General features: G+C 70.5%; 12 protein-coding genes and 1 pseudogene. 10 read left to right on the forward strand and 3 right to left on the reverse strand.

Annotated elements, in window-relative coordinates; all coding sequences use genetic code 11:
* Positions 1–80 precede the first annotated feature (80 nt).
* Entirely contained in the window at positions 81–1,454 is a 1,374-nt protein-coding gene (locus AC02VZ_RS25495) for a hypothetical protein (RefSeq protein ID WP_476476499.1), read from the reverse strand.
* A gap of 549 nt (positions 1,455–2,003) precedes the next feature.
* On the opposite strand from AC02VZ_RS25495, the gene AC02VZ_RS25500 reads away from it, so the two are divergent.
* The 3 genes from AC02VZ_RS25500 to AC02VZ_RS25510 all read left to right on the forward strand — a co-directional run bounded on the left by AC02VZ_RS25500 (position 2,004) and on the right by AC02VZ_RS25510 (position 8,847).
* Positions 2,004–5,603 carry an RHS repeat domain-containing protein gene (locus tag AC02VZ_RS25500; protein WP_432058666.1) on the forward strand — a complete coding sequence of 1,200 codons (3,600 nt, stop codon included), beginning with the start codon at positions 2,004–2,006 and terminating at the stop codon, positions 5,601–5,603.
* Positions 5,600–8,227: an RHS repeat-associated core domain-containing protein gene (locus tag AC02VZ_RS25505; protein ID WP_432058665.1), complete on the forward strand. Its 2,628-nt coding sequence runs from the start codon at positions 5,600–5,602 to the stop codon at positions 8,225–8,227. The genes AC02VZ_RS25500 and AC02VZ_RS25505 overlap by 4 nt, the downstream gene beginning before the upstream one ends.
* A gap of 152 nt (positions 8,228–8,379) precedes the next feature.
* Complete coding sequence (locus AC02VZ_RS25510; RefSeq protein ID WP_432058664.1) at positions 8,380–8,847, forward strand: hypothetical protein; 468 nt, start codon at positions 8,380–8,382, stop codon at positions 8,845–8,847.
* 399 nt (positions 8,848–9,246) lie between these two features.
* On the opposite strand, the pseudogene AC02VZ_RS25515 reads toward AC02VZ_RS25510, so the two are convergent.
* Positions 9,247–9,630: pseudogene (locus tag AC02VZ_RS25515) on the reverse strand (phosphatase PAP2 family protein); the annotation flags it as partial.
* A 447-nt stretch (positions 9,631–10,077) separates the two neighbouring features.
* Positions 10,078–11,412, reverse strand: coding sequence for a 4-aminobutyrate--2-oxoglutarate transaminase (gabT, locus tag AC02VZ_RS25520; protein ID WP_476476500.1), 1,335 nt, complete (start codon positions 11,410–11,412; stop codon positions 10,078–10,080).
* A gap of 263 nt (positions 11,413–11,675) precedes the next feature.
* Here gabT and AC02VZ_RS25525 point away from each other — a divergent pair, with 263 nt between their 5' ends.
* The 7 genes from AC02VZ_RS25525 to AC02VZ_RS25555 form a co-directional block, all read left to right on the forward strand.
* Entirely contained in the window at positions 11,676–13,799 is a 2,124-nt protein-coding gene (locus AC02VZ_RS25525) for an ATP-binding protein (RefSeq protein ID WP_432058662.1), read from the forward strand.
* A gap of 376 nt (positions 13,800–14,175) precedes the next feature.
* Positions 14,176–15,807 carry a PucR family transcriptional regulator gene (locus AC02VZ_RS25530; protein WP_476476501.1) on the forward strand — a complete coding sequence of 544 codons (1,632 nt, stop codon included), beginning with the start codon at positions 14,176–14,178 and terminating at the stop codon, positions 15,805–15,807.
* A 168-nt stretch (positions 15,808–15,975) separates the two neighbouring features.
* The gene (locus tag AC02VZ_RS25535) at positions 15,976–17,421 is read left to right on the forward strand and encodes an aldehyde dehydrogenase family protein (protein ID WP_476476502.1); all 1,446 of its coding nucleotides are present in this window, start codon (positions 15,976–15,978) and stop codon (positions 17,419–17,421) included.
* 225 nt (positions 17,422–17,646) lie between these two features.
* Positions 17,647–19,605 carry an acyl-CoA dehydrogenase family protein gene (locus AC02VZ_RS25540; RefSeq protein ID WP_476476503.1) on the forward strand — a complete coding sequence of 653 codons (1,959 nt, stop codon included), beginning with the start codon at positions 17,647–17,649 and terminating at the stop codon, positions 19,603–19,605.
* 114 nt (positions 19,606–19,719) lie between these two features.
* Positions 19,720–20,982 carry a 1-deoxy-D-xylulose-5-phosphate reductoisomerase gene (dxr, locus tag AC02VZ_RS25545; protein WP_432058658.1) on the forward strand — a complete coding sequence of 421 codons (1,263 nt, stop codon included), beginning with the start codon at positions 19,720–19,722 and terminating at the stop codon, positions 20,980–20,982.
* Positions 20,983–20,990: 8 nt separating this feature from the next.
* Positions 20,991–22,283: a M50 family metallopeptidase gene (locus AC02VZ_RS25550; protein ID WP_476476504.1), complete on the forward strand. Its 1,293-nt coding sequence runs from the start codon at positions 20,991–20,993 to the stop codon at positions 22,281–22,283.
* Positions 22,284–22,475: 192 nt separating this feature from the next.
* The coding region (locus AC02VZ_RS25555; protein ID WP_476476505.1) for a flavodoxin-dependent (E)-4-hydroxy-3-methylbut-2-enyl-diphosphate synthase at positions 22,476–22,628 on the forward strand (153 nt) is incomplete at its 3' end.

Raw genomic sequence — 22,628 nt, forward strand, 5'->3', positions numbered from 1 at the left:
GAGATCGGGCACATCCCACCCGCCGAATACGAGACCAACTACTACCGGGCAACCACGAAGCCCCAGGTCACAGTCATAACCTAGAGTCTCGATCGAACCCGGAACGGTTCAGTCTCGCTGGTGGCCACCAAGGCGAAGGTGATGGTGTTCCACTTGTCCGTCTGGGACTGCTTGGCGGCCTTGGTGACGTCGAAGGCGAGGTTGCCGGCCGGACAACTGCTGTTGTAGCCCTTTGCGTCGTTGACCGTGGTCAGCGTCTCCCGCTTGGCGGGCTGGTTGCTCCACGTGTGGCTGGAGCCCAGGGCTGCAGTGCGCCACAGCTCGACCTTACGTGCGTTGCACGACCACGACCAGGTGTTCTTGATCCGGAACCGGGAGGAACTGATGACTCTGGCATCGTTCTGCAGGTTCTTGGAGTTCATGCGGAAGTAGGAGCGGGCGGTGCCGTTGGTCTGGTTCTCGTATCCCACCCGAGCGGTGGTGGTGCCGCCGTTGAAACCGGCGCCGTTGAAGAATGAAGTGGTCGGGTGCTTTTTGTACATGATCGACCATGAATGCCGGGATCCCTCGACGGACGGATCGATGTAGACGGGGTACTGGGTGTCCTCCCCGGTCAGGAGCTCCTCGTCGGGCAGCAATGACAGGGAGTCCTTCTCAATGCGTACGTCCACGGTGGCATCCCGGGCACCGGAGCCAGGCTCGAAGTCGCTGCCGTCCGGTGGTCCGGACAGGGTCTCCTGCCGAGAGCTCGCAACCGTCTTGGGAGCGGCTGGCTGTGCCTGGCTGCTGTCCCACATGCGTGGGGTGGGGGCGGTGAAAACCGTCTGTCCGGCAGGGTCCAAGGCACGGATATTGCCGTGTTCGTCCGCATCGACGTTGAGACCTCTGGTGTCGAGGCCGAAATCGATCTTGGTCAGCTTAGGGTTGCGGGCGGCTTCGGCGTTCTTGATGATCAACACCTGGTCGAAGCCGCCGCTGTGAGCTCTGAGCTTCAGATCGATGCCGGCCATGACGTCCGGGTAAGTAATGGTGTCCTTCTCGCTGACGGGTTCCGGCAACGCCTCCAGCCAGCCGACAGACATCGAGCGACCATCACGGACGACGGTGGCCAGCGGACCCTCGCCTCCGCCGGAGAACCGGACGCCCACCTCAGTGGCTCGGGGTGAGAACGTGCCGTCGTCGTTCCTCTTCAGGTTCGCGTCTATCTCGACCAGCTTGTTGTTCTTGCGGACCCACTGCGGAACGGCATAGGTGTCCTGGACGAAGTCTCCCTCGGGCGTCGCGAAGACTTGTGAGATCTCCGTGCGCTGCGACAGCACCTCGACGGGTTGGCCCGTGTCGGCGGCTCGGGCAAGGGCCCGTGTCTCCTCGGCGGTGTACCGGCCGGTATCGGACGGCGTCGCATCGGGGGCGGCCGCCATGGCGGGCAGCGCGGTCACCAGCGAAGCCGTCATGGTCATGGCAATTGCGGCACTCGTGCGTCTGTATCGCGCGCGTTGAGTGCCTCTCTGCTTCGTACGAAGAATGGCCATTACGTTTCCTTTTCTTTTCCCTCGCCATGGCGTGGACGTGTTCGGCCATGCAGAAATGCGGCCAGTACGGAGAGTTGTACACGGAAAAGTCCCGCACAGAAAGTCCGGTAAGGGGGATTTAGGTCTGTTGATCTTGCTTTTTTCGGACCCGAGGTGATCAAGGACGGATAGTGGTCTTTGCAGGTAGACGCGCTGCGGTTGAAGGTGTGGTAGCGGCGAGAGCTGCTTGGTTGACTCCCTTCGTTGATTGCTGGAAGGTGCCTATAACGGTTCAATCACAGTGCTTTACCTGCCCGACTCGGCAGGGTGAATCAAGTGTTACCTTCCTTGCTAATTTTGTGTCTGTGAAGATCACGTGAGGGCTTGGGTATGGCGCGGGGCGGGCGGCAGGGCAGAAACGGCCGGGGATGGACGCACGCCACATGTGTGGCTGTGGCCGGGCTGTTGATCTCCGGCCTTCTGGGCGGACCTGTGGCTGTAGCCGCGGAGCTGAAGCTGAGGGATGCCGAGCTCCCCGATCCGGTGCCCACGCGCAAGGTGCGGGTCGAAAAGCCGAACCTGCCCGATGAGACGGCGAAGCGGGACCGACGGTCGGCGGGCGCCACCTGGCCGAGGGCAGGAACCGGACAGACCAGGCTCCCCGGCAAGGGAGCGAAGCCGACGAGTCTCAAGGCCGGTTCGCTGCCGATCAAGCTCACCCGAGGCCGCGGCACGGGAATCGAGCAGGCACAGGTTCAGGTCCTGGACCGCTCGGCCGCCGAGGCAGCCGGCGTGGAGGGCGTGCTCCTGGCCGTTCGCGGCTACGGGAAGGACGGGGCCGAGGGCAGGGTCGGCGTGGAACTGGACTACTCCGGCTTCCGTGGCGTGTACGGGGGCGGCTGGGCGTCTCGCATGACACTGCGGGAGGTCCCGCATTGCGCCCTGACCAGGCCGGGCAAGAAGGGCTGTGCACCGGGCCGGGTTCTGGAGACCCGGAACGACCCCGAGACGGGAACGCTCACCGCGCAGGTGGGCTTGGAGGCAAGTGGGCTCAAGGCCGGTAGCCCGGTGGAGTCGTCGCCGGCGATGCGCAACTCGGCCACCCGGATGGCAGCTTCGCAGGGCACAGTGCTGCTGGCCGCGACGGCCGCCCCCTCCGGTGCTTCCGGAGACTTCACTGCCACCCCGCTGTCGCCTTCGGGGAAGTGGACCGCGGGCGGCTCCTCCGGAGGTTTCTCCTGGGACTACGACCTGGAGACTCCCCCGGTACCGGGCAGCCTCACGCCCGATCTGTCACTGTCGTACTCCTCGCAGTCGGTCGACGGCCGGACCGCCGCCACCAACAACCAGGCCAACTGGATAGGCGACGGCTGGTCCCTGTCCCCCGGATTCGTCGAGCGCCGCTACGTGTCCTGCGAGGACGACAAGAAGGACGGCAACAACACCACCCGAGTCGGCGATCAGTGCTGGAAGAAGCACAACGCGACCCTCTCCCTGAACGGCTCCTCCAGCGAACTGGTGCGGGTGGGCACCAGCAGTGAGTGGCGCAAGGAGGACGACGACGGCACCCGTGTCACGCTGCTCACCAGCAGCAATCGCGGCAACGGGGACAACAACGGCGAGTACTGGCGGGTGACCGCACCGGACGGCACCCGGTACTACTTCGGTTACAACAGGCTTCCCGGCTGGAGCGAGGGCAAGCCGGAGACCAACTCCGCATGGACGGTGCCGGTCTACGGAAACCACGCGGGCGAACCCTGCCACGCCAGCGCTTTCAAGGACTCCTGGTGCCAGCAGGCCTGGCGTTGGAACCTCGACTACGTCGTCGACTCCCACTCCAACGCCATGGCCTACTACTGGGCGAAGGAGACCAACCACTACGGTCGGAACACGAGCGAGGCCACCAACAAGGGCACGTCCACCGTCTACGCCCGCGGGGGCCACCTCGACCGGGTCGAGTACGGACTGCGCTCGAACCGGATGTTCGCGGACAAGGCCGTGGCGAAGGTGGAGTTCTCCGTCTCCGAGCGCTGCCTGCCCACGGACACCTTCGACTGCGCCGCCGACAAGTTCACCAAGGCCAACGCCTCCAAGTGGCCGGACGTACCGTTCGACCAGCACTGCACGGCCGGAAACGACTGCGAGGGCAACGCCTCCCCGTCGTACTGGACCCGCAAGCGGCTGACCGGAATCACGACCTCGGCCCTGGCGGACGGCGCCTACCGGAAGGTCGACTCCTGGAAGCTGGAGCACTCCTTCCCCTCCACCGGTGACGGCAACGCCCCGCCGCTGTGGCTGAAGTCGATCACCCGAACCGGACACACCGGCGACGATCCGGTCACCCTGCCCCCGGTGTCTTTCCGGGGCGTGCAGATGCCCAACCGGGTCGAAGGAGTTCTCGACCCCATACCGCCCTACAACCGCTACCGCATCCACGCCGTCGACACCGAGACCGGTGGCACGGTGGGAGTGACCTACTCGGCCCCTGACTGCAAGGCGGGCAGCCTGCCCGCGCCCAGGACCAACACCAAGCGCTGCCACCCGGTGATCTGGGCCCCGCCGGAGGCCCCCGCCCCCGACTACGAGCCGTACGAGGACTGGTTCCACAGCTACGTGGTCACCCAGGTTCTGGAGTCGGACAACACCTCCGGAGCCCCGGTCAAGCAGACCGCCTACACCTACCTGGACGGTATGGCCTGGGCCAAGAGCGAAGACGAGTTCACCAAGGCCGAACACCGCACCTATGGCGACAAGAAGGGGTACGGACGGGTCCGGGTGGTTATCGGCACCACCGATGACAAGCAGACGCTGACCGAGACCCGCTACTTCCGCGGCATCGACGGGGCACTGGTCGCCGACTCAGAGGGCACCGAGGCCACCGATCGTAAGCAATTCGCCGGCATGACCCGCGAGACCGCCGTCTACAACGGTGTCGGCGGCGCGCTGGTGTCGGCCACCAGCTACACCCCTTGGCGCTCGGCGGTCACGGCTTCCCAGACCCGCGACGGCCTGCCCGACCTGGAGGCGCGGTACACCGACGTCAGGGTGGAGGCCAACCGCACGGCCGTCAGCGGCGGAGCCCTGCGCCGCACCGAACTCACCCGCACCTTCGACTCCCTGGGCATGGTCGTCTCCACGTCCGACACCGGGGACAAGGCCAAGAGCGGCGACGAGCGCTGCACCACCACCTCGTACGCCCGCAACACCGACAGCAACATCCTCACACTCGTCGCCGAGACCAAGGTCGTCGCGGTGGCCTGCACCGCGACACCCGACCTGCCCGAGGACCTGGTCTCCACCGAGCGCTCCTACTACGACGGCGCGACGGTGCTGGGAGACGCTCCCACCAAGGGAGACGTCACCCGCGAGGACGAGAACGACGGCGCCGGCACCGGCTACACCACCGTGAACAGGTCGACTTACGACCAGTACGGACGTCAGCTCACCTCCACCGACGCCTCGGGCGAGACGACCAGCGTCGCCTACACCCCGGCTACCGGCCAGGCGCCCAAGGAGACGGTGTCCACCAACGCGCTCGGCCACACCGAGACCACCCACAGCGAGCCGCTCCGCGGACTGACCACCGCGGAGGTCGACGCCAACGGCAAGCGCACCGACCTAACCTACGACGCACTCGGCCGGGTGACGAAGGCATGGGAGCCCGGCCGTCCCAAGGCCGCCCACCCGACCACGCCAGCCGTGGAGTTCACCTACCGCGTCAGCAGGACCGAACCCGTTGTCGTCACGGCCAGAACCCTGCGGCGCGACGGCTCCTACGACACGTCCTACACCTTCTACGACGGGTTGCTGCGCGAGCGGGAGACCCAGAGCCCGGCCATCGGCGTCACCGACGGCCGGGTGGTGACCGAGACGCTGTACGACACCCTCGGCCGGGCGTGGAAGAGCTACAGCCCCTACTACGCGGAGGGCAAGCCGTCCACGACCCTGGTGACCGGCGACGACACCAAGGTCCCGGCGGCCACCGAGGTCGCTTCGACGGCACCGGACGCGAAGTCGCGTCGATCGCGCGGAAGTTCGGTGACGAGACCAAGCGCACCACCACGGTCCACGAGGGCGACCGCACCACCGTGATCCCGCCCGAGGGCGGCACCGCACAGACCACGGTGACCGATGTGTTCGGCCAGGTCGTCGAGCGACTGTCCTACACCGACGCGGAGCGCACCGAGTCCGTCAAGGCCACCTACGCCTACGACAAGCACGGCAATCTCGCGAGGATGACCGACGCGGCCGGCAACACCTGGTCGTGGACCTTCGACGCCCGTGGCCGCGAGACCAGGGCGGACGACCCGGACAAGGGCGTGACGACCACGGTCTACGACGAGCTCGACCGGCCGGTGAGGACCACCGACGCCCGCGGAGTGACGCTCACCTCCACCTACGACGCCCTCGGCCGCACGATCGAGCTGAAGCAGGGTGACGAACTCCGCGCGAAGTGGACATACGACACCCTGCTCAAGGGGCAGCCCACGGCCGACACCCGCTACATCGACGGGCAGGCGTACACCACGGAGGTCGGCGGCTACAACGACCGCTACCAGCCGACCTCGTCGACCGTTCGCCTGCCGGCGTCCGAGGGTGCGCTGATCGGCTCTTACAGCTGGTCGTACGGCTACAACCAGTACACGGGCACGCAGGAGTGGATCAGGCACCCGGCCATGGGCGGACTGCCCGCAGAACGGGTCACCACGGTGTACGGCGAGGGCGACCTGCCGATCCGCACCGTCGCGGACCGTCAGACTCTGGTGAGCGATGTGGTGTACGACCCGCTGGCTCGCCCGATCCGCACCGAGTACGGAGTCCTGGGACGGAAGGTGTACGAGACCCACGACTGGGACGAGCACACCGGTGCGTTGAACCGGCGGACCCTCGACGGCGAAGTGGCCCTGCGGATCGAGGACACCCGATACACCTACGACGACATGGGGAACGTCACTCGCATCTCCTCCACCTCCGGTCAGGACCAGCAGGCGTCAATCGACAACCAGTGCTTCGTCGTCGACGCCCTGAGGCGCATGACGCAGGCGTGGACGACCAAGAGCGCCACGGACGACTGCAGCACCGGACCGTCGGCCACGACCGTGGGCGGCCCGGACGCCTACTGGCACTCCTACAGCTATGACGTGACGGGCAACCGCACCGAGGAAGTCCGCCACGCCGTCTCGTCCGGCGGCGAGGACACCACCCGCGCCTACACCTACGGCCGGCCCGGGCAGGACGCCCCGCACGCCCTGCGGTCGGTGACCACCACCGGCGGCACAGCCGACGGACAGCGGGAGACGTTCGCCTACGACGAGGCGGGCAACACCACCGCCCGGACCGGAGGCGCCCGTGGCCAGCAGCTGACCTGGGACGCCGAGGGGCGCCTGGCCACCGTCACCGAGAACGGCAAGACCACCTCCTACGTCTACGACGCCGGCGGAAATCGTCTGATCGCCCGCAACGCGGACGGCTCGGCCACCGCGTACCTGCCCGGCGGCAACGAACTCAAGGCAGCCGACGGCAAGGTCACCGGCACCCGCTATTACACGCACGGCGGACAGACTGTGGCGGCGCGTACCGGCAGCGGCGGAATCAACCTGCTCTTCCCCGATCAGCAGGGCACCGCTCTCATCGCGGTGGCCTGGGGCGCCGGCCAGGCCGTCACCCGCCGCAAGCAGCTGCCCTTCGGCGGCCCACGCGCCGCCTCCGGTACCTGGCCCGGTGACCGCGGTTTCCTGTCCGGTACCACCGACCCGACGGGCACCACCCACCTGGGTGCCCGCGAGTACGACCCGGACCTGGGCCGATTCCTGTCGGTCGACCCGCTGCTGCTGCCTGAGGACCCGACCCAGCACAACGCCTACGCCTACGGCAACAACAACCCGGCCACCTTCGCCGACCCCACCGGGGAGGCTTACGAGGAGTGCGTCAGCGGCCAGTACAACTGCACATACGGCCGCAGCACCGGCGACGTCAATAAGGTCACGTTCGGCAAGAACTACAAGAAGGAGACCAAGGCCCGGGGCGGCACCATCTCGCCCAACTACACCATCCAGCAGAACACCAACTACCGCCACGTCTACACCAAGGGCAAGGGCGTCACCCGCCCCACCACCACCCAGCGGTCCCGGTCCGCCCAGATCGAAAAGCAGAAGCGTCACGACCAGGAACGCAAGGCCGCCGAGGACAGGCGCAAGAGGAACGAGGCCCTGCGCAAGCAGGCCGAAAAGCAGGACAACAAGAACAAGCAGGACGAGGGCTTTTGGTCCAAGCTCGGACGCGAGACCAAGAAAACCTTCGGCACGTGGGACGGCTGGAAGAACAGAGTTCTGCCCGGAGCAGCTTTCGCAGCCTGCTTGGTGGTCTCAGCAGGGCTGTGTACCGTAGCGGGGGTGGCTGTTGTGGGAGCGACCTTCGTCGGTGACGGTTTGACGACGGGAAGCTGGAACTATGCCGCAGCCGGCAAAAGCCTGGCATGGACCCTTGCGGGAGGAGCTGCGGCAAGAGGGATCGCGAGAAGTTGGCGAGGGTCGGCTTTCGAAAGCCGCATACGAGTCAAGACTGTGTCCGAGATGGAGAATGTCACCATCTATGGATACCGAAAGACCATTGACTGGGGTGCCACTCAGGCGAACGTAAGCCTCAATTTCGCAAACTTGGGGACATTTTGCGGGGCGGGTGCTGCGAGCCCAGGTGATGCTGCAGGATGGTGCTAAAGGTGCCCCTGACATCCTGAAATGCTTGAACGGCCAAGGGGCGGGAGAGAGTAATGGTGTCCGCAATGAAGCAATCTGTACTCCGACGACGTTCCTGGCCTGTTCTTTGCGGGATCGTAATCGTAGGCCTCGGGATTGGAATGCTTGCGGCGGTGTGCAAGGTCACCTCGGTGAATGGCTTCCGGACAGGTTGGCAGGGAATACCAATTTACTTGGTGCTCGCGGGTGTCTGCGGGCGAATCGCCAACTGTAAAGTGGTCTTGCGTGAGGATGCGCTCGTAGTGGTGAATCCTCTGCGCACGCATGTTGTTCCAATAGTGATGATCCGCAGTGTGTCGGTCGGTGATGACGGAACACTCGAAGTGTGGCTCGATGAAGAGCGAGCGATAGCAGTATTTGCTTTCGGAGGCTCTCTTGTTGACCGATTCAAAGGAACGAGCAGCGAGGCGGAGCGGAAGATTAGCGAGTGGCTGCGTTCTGCCGGCACGGCAAGCGAAACCAAGGGCACTGCCGCTCCGCAGGTCCGATGGACACGATGCCGGAGCGCTGACACCTCTCTTGTTCTATGCGCTGCTGCATTAGGTGTCGGTGCAATTTGGATGGCGCTCAGTGGCGGTTGATGCCGGGTGATGTTCCTACCCCAGCCCGGATGTAGTCAGATTGCTAAGCGTAATCAATTGCTTCGACTGATTGGCGTCAAGGTGTTCTCGCTTTTCTGCTGAGATACCAACAGGGTCGACCGCTGGAGGGGGGGCTGGCCGTGCAGGTTCTTCGGCGTCGTTCCTGGACCGTGTTCTCTTGGGCTCCGTTCGCTGCTCTTCCTCTCTTTTTGATCGGCATGGCCGTCAAGGGGCGGGAATTCAACACACCCGATGCCTTGTTCGTTCTCGCCGTGCTCTTCGGTGGCACGGCGCTCATCCACCGGATCGGCAGTAGTCGGGTGGAGTTGCTGAGTGACTCCTTGGTGGTGGTGGATGCTGTGGGGACGAGGGAGATCGCCTGTGCGGAGGTGCGCACTGTGCGACGGCTGCGGTGGCGGTGTGCCCCGAGGGGTAGTAGCCGACCGCCGGGGGCACCGCCGGGGTGCCGGGGCGGTCGGTCCACGCCTTCAGCGGGGCGACCAGCACCGGCACCAGGACCATCGCACCGGCCGCCGCGGCGGGCGGCAGCCACCAGCGGTCCAGACCACGCGCCCGCCCGTGCCACGCGGCACCGGCCAGCGCCAGGGCCAGGACCGGCACGGCCACCTCGACGTTGCCGAGGTCGGCGAGCAGTTCGGAGGCCCGGTCCGGAGCGACGAGAGCACGGCTCAGCCGCTTGTCGACGCCCACCAGCGGCCCGTCGGCGACGACCTGCCAGGTGATCAGCGCGAACAGCAGCAGGGGCAGGGCGAGCGGCAGCATGCGGCACAGCCTGGCAGGAACACCGAAGGGCCGGCGCAAGGGGGGGGAGTGCGTCGGCCCTTCGGTGAACCGCCGACCCGGAAGTCCGGGACGACCGTCCGGACCGGAACGCCGCGCGCCCCGGGGGGTGTGGGGCGGGCGACCGTCCGATCGTGAGGAGACCCGAAGCTCAGGGCCCCGGTTGTGTGCGCGAGGGCACGACCAGGTCGAAGCTGGGGAGGCCCCGTCCTGTGCCGCCCATGGTGTCCCGTGGGCGGGGTGTGTCTCTCATCCGGTGAGAACCTACGGCAGGCGGCGGGCCCGCGACAGGGGAACGGCCGCCCTGTCATCCACCCCGCACACCTTCTTCACACCCTCTGCCGCCCGCGGCCGACGGTGCGGTCGCGGGCGGCCGGCCTGCTCCGACGGGTGTTCGGCGAGCAGGCGTCCGTGGGTGCTCGGGGCGGCTCAGATCCGGGCGAACGCCTGCTCGATGATGTCCAGGCCCTCGTTCAGCAGGTCCTCGCCGATCACCAGCGGGGGCAGGAAACGCAGCACGTTGCCGTAGGTGCCACAGGTCAGGACCAGCAGGCCCTCCTGGTGGCACGCCTTGGCCAGCGCGGCCGTCGCCTCCGGGTTCGGCTCCTTGGTGGCGCGGTCCTTGACCAGCTCGATGGCGATCATCGCGCCGCGTCCGCGGACGTCACCGATGATGTCGAACTTCTCCGCCATGGCGCCCAGGCGGGCCTTCATGACGCCCTCGATCGCCTTCGCCCTGGCGTTGAGGTCCAGCTCCTTCATCGTCTCGATGGAGCCGAGCGCGCCCGCGCAGGCCACCGGGTTGCCGCCGTAGGTGCCGCCGAGGCCGCCCGCGTGCGCGGCGTCCATGATCTCGGCGCGGCCGGTGACGGCGGCCAGCGGGAGGCCGCCGGCGATGCCCTTGGCCGTGGTGATCAGGTCCGGGACGATGCCCTCGTCCTCGCAGGCGAACCACTGGCCGGTGCGGCAGAAGCCGGACTGGATCTCGTCGGCGACGAAGACGATGCCGTGGTCGGCGGCGAACTTGCTGATCGCGGGCAGGAAGCCCTTGGCCGGCTCGATGAAGCCGCCCTCGCCGAGCACCGGCTCGATGATGATCGCGGCCACGTTGTCCGCGCCGACCTGCTTGGAGATCTGGTCGATCGCCTGCGCGGCGGCCTCCGGGCCCGCGTTCTCGGCGCCGGTCGGCCAGCGGTAGCCGTAGGCCACCGGGACGCGGTACACCTCGGGCGCGAACGGGCCGAAGCCGTGCTTGTACGGCATGTTCTTCGAGGTCAGCGCCATGGTGAGGTTGGTGCGGCCGTGGTAGCCGTGGTCGAACACCACGACCGCCTGGCGCTTGGTGTACGCCCGCGCGATCTTGACGGCGTTCTCGACGGCCTCGGCGCCGCTGTTGAACAGCGCCGACTTCTTGGCGTGGTCGCCCGGGGTCAGCTCGGCCAGCGCCTCCGCGACGGCCACGTACCCCTCGTAGGGCGTGACCATGAAGCAGGTGTGCGTGAAGTCGGCCAGCTGGGCGGAGGCGCGGCGGACGACGGCCTCGGCGGAGGCGCCGACGGAGGTCACGGCGATGCCGGAACCGAAGTCGATCAGCCGGTTGCCGTCGACGTCCTCGATGATGCCGCCGCCCGCCCGCGCGGTGAACACGGGCAGCACCGAGCCCACGCCCTGCGCGACCGCGGCGGTACGGCGGGCCTGCAGCTCCTGCGACTTCGGGCCGGGGATGGCTGTGACGACGCGGCGCTCCTGCGGAAGTGCGGTCATGCGGGGCTCCTGGGGGTGAAGGCGGACGCTTTCCTCTTTTCTCGCAGGCTAGGGCGGGCCCGGGGGCCTGGGCATGCTCCATGTGGGCGTTGTCGGGGGGACCGGCTTGTCCGCGGTGGACATGGCGCCGCCGGCAGCTCCCGCGATGGCGCGACGCACCCGCAGCGGCCGGACCCGGCCGCGTAAGCGGTGAACTCGCCCTGCCGGGGCGTTAGATTGGCTCGCTGACGGTGACGGAGAGCGGCTGGTCAGGGGGCAGGGCGATGGACAGCGACGGGACCCAGGACGCGCGGGGCACGCACGCGAAGCCCGTACCGCGCCCGGCGGGCCCTCCGGACATGCCCGCGGTGCCGCCGCGGCCCGCACGGGCACCGGGGATGCCGCCGCTGCCGGACGGGTCCGCGTTCCTGGCCTGGCTGCGCACGCCCCGCCCGGAGGCCCTGCCCGGCGTGTGGCGGTTCGGGCACCGGCCGCGCCCGGAGGAGGAACCCGAGCAGGTGCCCGGACGGCAGCTGCTGAGCGGGGCGCTGATCGCGTTCCTGGTCGGCTGGCTGATCTGGTCGCTGCTGTGGAACGGCTACCTGGGCGGCTGGTGGCTGCTGCCGCTCTACGCGATGATCCCGGACTCCTGGGCCGAACCGCACAGCTTCGGCGCCGTCGTCGCCGTCTACACCTACTACGTGCTGATCGCCGGAGCCATCATGGTCGGCGTCGGACGGCTCGGCCGCTTCGGCGAGATCTGGCGGCGCTACGGCCCGCCGGCCTGGCGCCGGACCCCCCGCGAGGAGCCGCGACCGGCCGCCCCCGAGGCCGACCCGGCCACCTGGCCCGCGCTCCGCGCCGCCGGTGCCGTCGACGCCGCCGAACGGCTCGCCGCCGAAGCGCGGGCCGGGCTCATGCGGGACGTCGACCACGCCCGGATCACCCGCGCCTGGCAGGGCGTGCGCACCGGCCGCCACGACCTGGCCAGCTTCACCGCCGCCGTGACCGAGGCGGGCGCCGCCGCCTGCCCGCACCCCTCGGGCGCCCGCGACCTGCCCGCCCGCCAGGCCCGGCACGACCTGGTCACCGGCCAGGTGCGCCTGGGCACCACCGCGGAGGACCCCCGCAACCCGTACGTCTACCGCGGCACCGGCCTCGCCCTCGGCCCCGACCTGCTCGGCACGTCCCTGCTCGCCGTCGGCCCGGCCGGTTCCGGCAAGACCGGCCGGCTCGTGCGGCCCGTGGCCGAGTCGCTGTGCCTGCACGCGCTGGCCGGCCGGGCCGCCGTGGTCGTGGTCGGGGCCGCGGGAGCGGGGCTCGGCCCGGCCGACGCGTACGACGTCGTCGTGCGGATCGGCAACCCGGACTCGGTGTACGACCTCGACCTGTACGGCGGCATCACCGACCCGGACGAGGCTGCCGCCGTGCTCGCCGAGGGGCTGACCGGGGACCTGGCCGAGCCGCACCCGGGCAGCGACAGCCGCCGCTCCACCACCGTCCTCGCCCAGCTCCTCGGGCCGTTCCGCGCCGTGCACGGGCGTTTCCCGTCCGTCCCCGAACTGCGGCAGCTGCTCGACGGCGCCCCCGGGCCGCTGGCCGCCCTGCGCCAGGGGCTGACGGAGGCCGGGCAGGACTCGCTGCTGCGGGAACTGGACGCCCGGGAACGGCAGATGGCGCATCCCGGCGACGTGGGCGGGGTGCTCGCCGACCGGGTGGCGCTGCTCGACCGGCCCGCCTTCGCCGGGTTCTTCGACACCTCCGGACAGTCCCGGCCGTTCTCCCTGAAGGCGCTGGACCACCCGGTGCGGGTACGTATCGACCTGCCCGAACGCGGCCACGCGGACGCCTCCCGGATGCTGGCCCGGCTGGTCCTCGCGCAGTTCACCGCGAGCGTGACGGTGCGCGAGGACCGGTCCCTGTTCGCCTGCCTGGTGCTGGACGACGCCACCGGGCTGGTGACGCCGGAGTCCGTGCGCGGCATCCAGCGGCTGCGGTCGGCCAACGCCGGCGCGGTGCTGACCCTGCGCACCCTGGACGACGTGCCCCGGCCGCTGCGCGGGCCGCTGCTCGGGGCCATCGGATGCCGGGTGGCGCTGGCCGGGCTCACCCCGTGGGACGGGCAGGACTTCGCCGAGGTGTGGGGCAAGGAGTGGACGGAGGCCCGGGACGTCACCGACCGGCAGATCATCGCCGAGAGCGCGGCGGGCAAGGCGTGGCACGGGCTGCGCCGGGTGATCACCGGCCGGGCGCCGACCGCGCGGGCGGTCACCGTCCGCCAGGTCGAGCGGGAACGGTGGTCCGCCTCCGAGCTGGCCCACGCGGTGCCGCCGGGGCACGCGGTGCTGTCGCTGACCGACGTCCGCGGCGAGCACGCGCCGCCGCTGCTGGTCGACCTGCGGGGGTGAGCCGGGGGAACCCGCCACCGGGGAGCCCGCCACCGGGGAGACCGGCCGTCGGGGCGGGGCCGGCTCACCCGGAGGACCGGCCTACCCGGAGGACCGGCTTACCCGGAGGACCGGGCTACCGGGGGACCGGCCTACGGGGAGAGCCGGCCACCGTACAGTGAGGCAGAATCGAACTGCGACCTTCATACAGGACGGCCAACAGATCATCGCACCACCGATCGCGGCCGGACGCCTGCGGATCGCTGCCGGCCGGGTCGGCGCCGAACGCGTCGCCTGACGCGGCACGGTGCCGGCGCCCCGCGCCGACCGGCTCACCGACCCGTCGGCGGCCCCGCCCCTCCCGCCCCACCGACGCAGACCCGAAGGCTCAAGGCCCATGCCCCTGACGCTCGCCTCGCTCGTGCACCACACCGCGCTCAGGCTGACCGTGCGCGCGGGGGAGGACCGTCTCGACGTGCCCGTCCGCTGGGCCCACGCCAGCGAACTGGCCGACCCCGTGCCCTACATGGAGGGCGGGGAGCTGCTGCTGATCACCGCCCTGAAGCTGGACGCCGAGAACCCGGAGGCCATGCGCCGCTACGTGAAGCGGCTGGCCGGGGCCGGTGTGGTCGGGCTGGGCTTCGCCGTCGGCGTCCACTACGACGACATCCCCGAGGCGCTGGTCGCCGCCGCCCGCGCGGAGGGCCTGCCCCTGCTGGAGGTGCCGCGCCGCACGCCGTTCCTGGCGATCAGCAAGGCCGTCTCGGCCGCCATCGCCGCCGACCAGTACCGCGCGGTGACCGCCGGGTTCGCCGCCCAGCGGGACCTGACCCGGCACGCGCTCAGCGACGGACCCGAGGGCCTGCTCGCCGCCCTCGCCTCCCAGGTCGACGGGTGGGCGGCGCTCTACGACGCCTCCGGGGCCGTGGTCGCGGCGGCACCGGACTGGGCCGGCCGGCGCGCCGCCCGCCTCACCGCGGACGTCCAGCGGCTGCGGGAACGGCCCGCGCCGGCCTCCGCGGTCGTCGCCGGACCCGAGGGCGACGACCGTGACGACCGTGTCGAACTGCACTCCCTGGGCACCGGCCGGCGCCCCCGCGCCGCCCTCGCCGTCGGCACCGCCGCCGCCCTCGGCACCGCCGAGCGCTACGCCCTGCACTCCGCGATCGCCCTGCTCACCCTCACGACGGAACGCTCCCGCTCCCTGCATGCCGCCGAACAGCGCATCGGCGCCGCCGTCCTGCGCATGCTGCTCGCCGGGCAGCCCGACCACGCCCGCGCGGTGGCCGGCGACCTGTACGGGGACCTGCTCGACGCGCCCTTCCGGATCGTCGTCGCGGAGACCGTGCCGGCGCCCGGCGGCGTCCACGACCGCGGCGACACCGGCACCGACGCCCTCGGGGCCCTCACCGAGGTGGTGGAGTCCGCCGCCGCCCGGTCCGGCGAGGCGGTCCTCGTCGTCCCCGAGGGGGAGCGGCTGGTGGTGCTGGCCGCCGACGGCGGTGCCGCCGTGACCGCCTGCTGCGACCACGCCGCCGCCCAGGAGGCCGCCCGCACCGGCGGCCCGGCCCGGCCCCTCGGCGGCCCCGACCAGGGCGACCTCGTCGTGGGCCTGTCCGCCCCCGCCGGACCGATCGCCGCCGCCACCGCCTACAAGCAGGCCGGGCAGGCCCTGTCGGTGGCCCGGCGGCGCGGCCGGGCCCTGGTGGAGCACGAGCAGATGGCCGCCGGGTCCGTCCTCCCGCTGCTCGCCGACGACGCGGTCCGGGCCTTCGCCGACGGACTGCTGCGGGCCCTGCACGACCACGACGCGACCGGGCGCGGTGACCTCGTCGCCTCGCTCCGCGCCTGGCTGTCCCGCCACGGCCAGTGGGACGCCGCCGCGGCCGACCTGGGCGTGCACCGCCACACCCTGCGCTACCGCATGCGCCGCGTCGAGGAGATCCTCGGCCGGTCCCTGGACGACCCGGACGTCCGCATGGAGCTGTGGCTGGCGCTGAAGGCCACGTCGACGGATCCGGCGGACTGACGCGCCGGTTCCCGCACCCCTCCCGGCCCCGGCGGGGGAGAGGTGCCAAAGCGGCGCGGCCGCTCACCCGACTGCTACGACTCGGACAAACGACCGCCCACCGGCCCGCCCCTACCGTGGTTCTCACCGATCCATGCATCCACTCACACGCGGAAGGGCCGGGACTCCATGACTTCCACCCACGCCTTCTGGCTCGCCGGCCGCCAGGCCACCGGCGAGGCCGCCTTCGACGTCACCTCGCCCTGGGACGGCCGGGTCGTCGGCACGGTCAGCGTGCCCACCGACGCCCAGGTCGAGGAGGCCGTGGCCGCCGCGTGCGCCGTGCGGGACGCCTTCGCCGCCACCCCCGCCCACGTCCGCGCCGCCGCCCTGGACCACGTCAGCCGCCGCCTCGTGGAGCGCACCGAGGAGATCGCGCTGCTGATCTCCGCCGAGAACGGCAAGCCGGTCAAGTGGGCGCGCGGCGAGGTCGGCCGGGCGGTGTCCGTCTTCCGGTTCGCCGCCGAGGAGGCGCGCCGGTTCAACGGCGGCGAGGCCCAGCGGCTCGACACCGACGCCGGCGGCCAGGGACGGCTCGCCTTCACCCGCCGCTTCCCCAAGGGCGTGGTCCTCGGCATCGCGCCGTTCAACTTCCCGCTGAACCTGTGCGCCCACAAGATCGCCCCGGCCATCGCCGCCGGCGCCCCGATCGTCCTCAAGCCCGCCCCGGCGACCCCGCTGTCCGGTCTGATCCTCGGTGAGCTGCTCGCCGAGACCGACCTGCCGGCCGGCTCCTGGAGCATCCTGCCGGTGCCCAACGACCGCATGCCCGCCCTGGTGCGGGACGAGCGGCTGCCGGTCATCTCCTTCACCGGCTCCGAGCAGGTCGGCTACGCGATCATGGACTCGGTGCCGCGCAAGCACTGCACCCTGGAACTCGGCGGCAACGGCGCGGCCGTCGTCCTCGCCGACTTCGCGAGCGACGAGGACCTCGACCGGGCCGCGCAGCGCATCGCCACCTTCTCCAACTACCAGGGCGGCCAGTCCTGCATCTCCGTGCAGCGGGTCATCGCGGACGCCTCCGTGTACGACCGGCTGCTGCCGCGCATCGTCGCCGCCGTCGAGGCCCAGGTCACCGGGGACCCGAACGACGACACGACCGACGTCGGCCCGCTGATCAGCGAGGACGCGGCGCAGCGCGTCGAGGCGTGGGTCGACGAGGCGGTCGCGGCCGGCGCCACGCTGCGCACCGGCGGCAAGCGGGACGGCGCCTCGTACGCGCCGACCGTGCTGACCGACGTGCCGGCCGACGTCACCCTCTCCTGCGAGGAGGTCTTCGGCCCCGTCCTGACCGTGCAGAAGGTGGACGGCGAGGACGCCGCCTTCGCCGCCGTCAACGACTCCAAGTACGGCCTCCAGGCGGGCGTGTTCACCCACGACCTGCAGGCCGCCTTCCGCGCCCACCGGGCCCTGGAGGTCGGCGGCGTGGTCATCGGCGACGTGCCCTCCTACCGCGCCGACCAGATGCCGTACGGCGGCACCAAGCAGTCCGGCGTGGGCCGTGAGGGCGTCCGGTTCGCGATGGAGGACTACACCTACGAGCGGGTGATGGTCCTGACCGGCCTCGCCCTCTGAGCCCGGCCGTCCGCCCGCAGGGCCCGGCGCCGTCCCTCCGGCGCCGGGCCCTTCGCCGTCCTGAACGGCCCCGGGCGGCCCGCCCAGGGGCCGTGGACGCGGGGCGGGGATGAGCCGAACGGCCGCACGAAGGGTGGTGGGGCCGCTACGCGTCCGGTACATACGATCGGGTAGCAGCAGTCGGCAACGTACCCACTCCCCCCGATTCGCGGCGAGGTGAGCCTCATGTCCGCAACACCCGCAACGCCCGCAACACCCCCGGTTCCGTCTTCCCCCACCGTCACCGAACGTGAGGCCCGCCGGGTCGCGGAGGCGGCCCGGGAACAGCACTGGCGCAAGCCCAGCTTCGCCAAGGAACTGTTCCTCGGCCGCTTCCGCCTCGACCTGATCCACCCGCACCCGCTGCCAGACCACGAGGCCGCCCAGCGCGGCGAGGAGTTCCTCGCCAAACTGCGCGACTTCTGCGAGACGAAGATCGACGGCGCCCTGATCGAGCGCGAGGCGCGGATCCCCGACGCGGTGATCACCGGGCTCAAGGAGCTCGGCGCCCTCGGCATGAAGATCGACACCCAGTACGGCGGCCTCGGCCTGACCCAGGTCTACTACAACAAGGCCCTGGCCCTGGTCGGCTCCGCCAGCCCGGCCATCGGCGCGCTGCTCTCCGCCCACCAGTCGATCGGCGTCCCGCAGCCGCTGAAGATGTTCGGCACCCGGGAGCAGCGGGAGACGTTCCTGCCGCGCTGTGCGCGTACCGACATCTCGGCCTTCCTGCTCACCGAGCCGGACGTCGGCTCCGACCCGGCCCGGCTCGCCACCACCGCCGTGCCCGACGGCGACGACTACGTCCTCGACGGCGTGAAGCTGTGGACCACCAACGGCGTCGTCGCCGACCTGCTGGTGGTCATGGCCCGGGTGCCGACGTCCGAGGGCCACCGGGGCGGCATCACCGCCTTCGTCGTCGAGGCCGGCTCCGAGGGCATCACGGTGGAGAACCGCAACGCCTTCATGGGCCTGCGCGGCCTGGAGAACGGCGTCACCCGCTTCCACCGGGTCCGGGTGCCCGCCGCCCACCGCATCGGCGAGGAGGGCCAGGGCCTGAAGATCGCCCTCACCACCCTCAACACCGGCCGGCTGTCCCTGCCCGCGATGTGCGTCGGCGCCGGGAAGTGGTGCCTGAAGATCGCCCGTGAGTGGTCGGCCGCCCGGGAGCAGTGGGGCAAGCCGGTGGCGCTGCACGAGGCGGTCGGCTCCAAGATCTCCTTCATCGCCGCCACCACCTTCGCCCTGGAGGCGGTCCTCGACCTGTCCTCGCAGATGGCCGACGAGGACCGCAACGACATCCGCATCGAGGCCGCCCTCGCCAAGCTGTACGGCTCGGAGATGGCCTGCCTGATGGCGGACGAACTGGTCCAGATCCGCGGCGGACGCGGCTTCGAGACCGCCGAGTCCCTGCGCGCCCGGGGCGAACGCGCCGTGCCCGCCGAGCAGTTGCTGCGGGACCTGCGCATCAACCGCATCTTCGAGGGCTCCACCGAGATCATGCACCTGCTGATCGCGCGGGAGGCGGTCGACGCCCACCTGTCCGTCGCCGGCGACCTGATCGACCCCGAGAAGTCCCTCGGCGACAAGGCCCGGGCGGGCGCCGGGGCGGGCGTCTTCTACGCCAAGTGGCTGCCCAGGCTGGTCGCCGGACCGGGACAGCTCCCCGGCTCCTACGGCGACTTCAAGCACGGCGTCGACCTCGCCACGCACCTGCGCTACGTCGAGCGCACCTCCCGCAAGCTGGCCCGCTCCACCTTCTACGCCATGTCCCGCTGGCAGGGGAGGATGGAGACCAAGCAGGGCTTCCTCGGCCGGATCGTCGACATCGGCGCCGAACTGTTCGCCATGAGCGCCGCCTGCGTCCGCGCCGAGCTGCTGCGCGGCCGGGGCGAGAACGGCCGCGAGGCGTACCAGCTCGCCGACGCCTTCTGCCGCCAGTCCCGCATCCGCGTCGAGGAACTGTTCGGCCGGCTGTGGACCAACACCGACGACCTGGACCGCAAGGTCGTCAAGGGCGTCCTGTCCGGCACCTACGCCTGGCTGGAGCAGGGCGTCGTCGACCCCTCCGGGGACGGCCCCTGGATCGCGGACGCCTCCCCCGGCCCGAGCACCAAGGAGAACGTGCACCGGCCGATCCGTTGACCGCCTGCTGACCGCCCACCCCGCCCCCGCACGGCGGCCGGCGCACGAGGGACACGCGAAACCGGCTGCCGGGGCGGGACCCGGCAGCCGGCGCGACCGGACACAATAGAGCCCATGACCGACGCTCCAGCTCCCCTGGCCGATCCCCATCTGGTGTACGACCCCGTTGCCGGGGACGGCCCCAAGGACGTGGTGATCCTCGGCTCCACCGGGTCGATCGGCACCCAGGCCATCGACCTCGTGCTGCGCAACCCCGACCGCTTCCGTGTCACCGCCCTGTCCGCCCACGGCAGCCGCACCGGCCTCCTCGCCGAGCAGGCCCACCGGCTGCGGGTGCGCACGGTCGCCGTCGCCCGCGAGGACGCCGTCCCCGCCCTGCGGGAGGCGCTGTCCGCGCGGTACGGGGCCGGGGAGCCGCTGCCCGAGATCCTCGCCGGGCCCGACGCGGCCACCCAGGCCGCCGCCTCGCCCGCCCACACCGTCCTCAACGGCATCACCGGCTCCATCGGCCTGGCCCCGACCCTCGCCGCCCTGGAGGCGGGCCGCACCCTCGCGCTCGCCAACAAGGAGTCGCTCATCGTCGGCGGCCCGCTCGTCAAGGCGCTGGCCAAGCCCGGTCAGATCATCCCGGTGGACTCCGAGCACGCCGCGCTGTTCCAGGCGCTCGCCGCGGGCACCCGCGCCGACGTCCGCAAGCTGGTCGTCACCGCCTCCGGCGGCCCCTTCCGCGGCCGGACCCGGGCGGAGCTGGCCGACGTCACCGTCGAGGACGCCCTCGCCCACCCCACCTGGGCGATGGGACCGGTGATCACCATCAACTCGGCGACGCTCGTCAACAAGGGCCTGGAAGTCATCGAGGCGCACCTGCTCTACGACATTCCCTTCGACCGCATTGAGGTCGTCGTGCACCCGCAGTCGTATGTCCACTCGATGGTTGAGTTCACGGACGGATCGACACTGGCCCAGGCGACGCCCCCCGACATGCGGGGCCCGATCGCCATCGGCCTCGGCTGGCCCGAGAGGGTCCCCGACGCCGCCCCGGTCTTCGACTGGAGCAAGGCGTCCACCTGGGAGTTCTTCCCCCTGGACAACGAGGCGTTCCCCTCGGTGAACCTCGCCCGGCACGTGGGCGAGCTCGCCGGGACGGCGCCGGCGGTGTTCAATGCCGCCAACGAGGAGTGCGTGGAGGCCTTCCGGGCCGGCACGTTGCCGTTCAACGGCATCATCGAGACCGTCACACGGGTGGTGGAGGAACACGGCACCCCGCGGCCGGGAACCTCGCTGACCGTGTCGGACGTCCTCGAAGCGGAGACCTGGGCCCGTACGCGGGTCCGGGAACTGACCGACCGGACGGCGAGCGCGGAGGCGCGTGCATGACGACCCTGATGTTCTTCCTCGGCATAGTCGTCTTCGCGGTCGGCCTGCTGGTCTCCATCGCCTGGCACGAGCTGGGCCACCTGTCGACGGCCAAGATGTTCGGCATCCGGGTGCCGCAGTACATGGTCGGCTTCGGACCCACCCTCTGGTCGCGGCAGCGGGGCGAGACCGAGTACGGCGTCAAGGCGATCCCGTTCGGCGGCTACATCCGGATGATCGGCATGTTCCCGCCGGGCCCCGACGGACGGCTGGAGGCCCGCTCCACCTCCCCGTGGCGCGGCATGATCGAGGACGCCCGCTCGGCGGCCTTCGAGGAACTGCGGCCCGGCGACGAGAAGCGCCTGTTCTACACGCGCAAGCCGTGGAAACGGGTCGTCATCATGTTCGCCGGCCCCTTCATGAACCTGATCCTCGCCGTGGCGCTGTTCCTGACCGTCCTGATGGGCTTCGGGATCCAGCAGCAGACCACCACGGTCAGCTCCGTCTCGCCGTGCGTCATCTCCCAGAGCGAGAACCGCGACACGTGCAAGGCCGGCGACCCCGAGTCCCCGGCCGAGGCGGCCGGCCTGAAGGCGGGCGACCGGATCGTCGCCTTCGACGGCGTGCGCACCGAGGACTGGACCACGCTCTCCGACCTCATCCGGGACAGCGCGGGCAAGCAGGTGCCGATCGTCGTCGACCGCGGCGGCCAGGAGGTCGCCCTCCAGGCGAAGATCGCCACCAACCTGGTCGCCAAGAAGGACGGCAACGGCACCTATGTCGAGGGCGAGTACGTCAAGGCGGGCTTCCTCGGCTTCAGCGCGGCCACCGGCGTCGTCAAGCAGGACCTCGGCGACTCCGTGGTCTGGATGACCGACCGGGTCGGCGACGCCGTCGACTCCCTCGCCGCCCTGCCGTCGAAGGTCCCCGCCCTGTGGGACGCGGCCTTCGGCGACGGACCGCGCGAACCCGACTCCCCGATGGGCGTCGTGGGCGCGGCCCGGGTCGGCGGCGAGATCGCCACCCTGGAGATCCCGGCCTCCCAGCAGATGGCCATGTTCGTGATGCTGCTCGGCGGCTTCAACCTCTCCCTGTTCCTGTTCAACATGCTCCCGCTGCTGCCGCTCGACGGCGGCCACATCGCGGGCGCCATGTGGGAGTCCCTGCGCCGCAACCTCGCCCGGATCCTGCGCCGCCCCGACCCGGGACCGTTCGACGTCGCGAAACTGATGCCGGTGGCCTACGTGGTGGCCGGGATCTTCGTCTGCTTCACGCTGCTCGTCCTCGTCGCCGACGTGGTCAACCCGGTCCGCATCTCCTAGCCACGGCCCGGCCGGACACCCGTCACCCGCCGTTCACGACGGCCCGGAACCGCCGCGTTCCGGGCCGTCGTCCTTTGGATGGGTTTGGAGGCGCGATGTGCCCGGCCGCGCGCCCGTACCGTAATCTCGGGACTCGGAGCCCGCTGCTCACGGGGAGCCGGACTTGATCCACGACTTGGGGTTGCACTGCAGATGACTGCGATTTCTCTCGGCATGCCGTCCGTTCCGATCAAGCTGGCCGAGCGCCGCAGGAGCCGCAGGATCCAGGTGGGGTCGGTGGCGGTGGGTGGTGACGCGCCGGTGTCGGTGCAGTCGATGACGACGACGCGGACGTCGGACATCGGG

Source organism: Streptomyces sp. 3-6 (assembly GCF_056323165.1).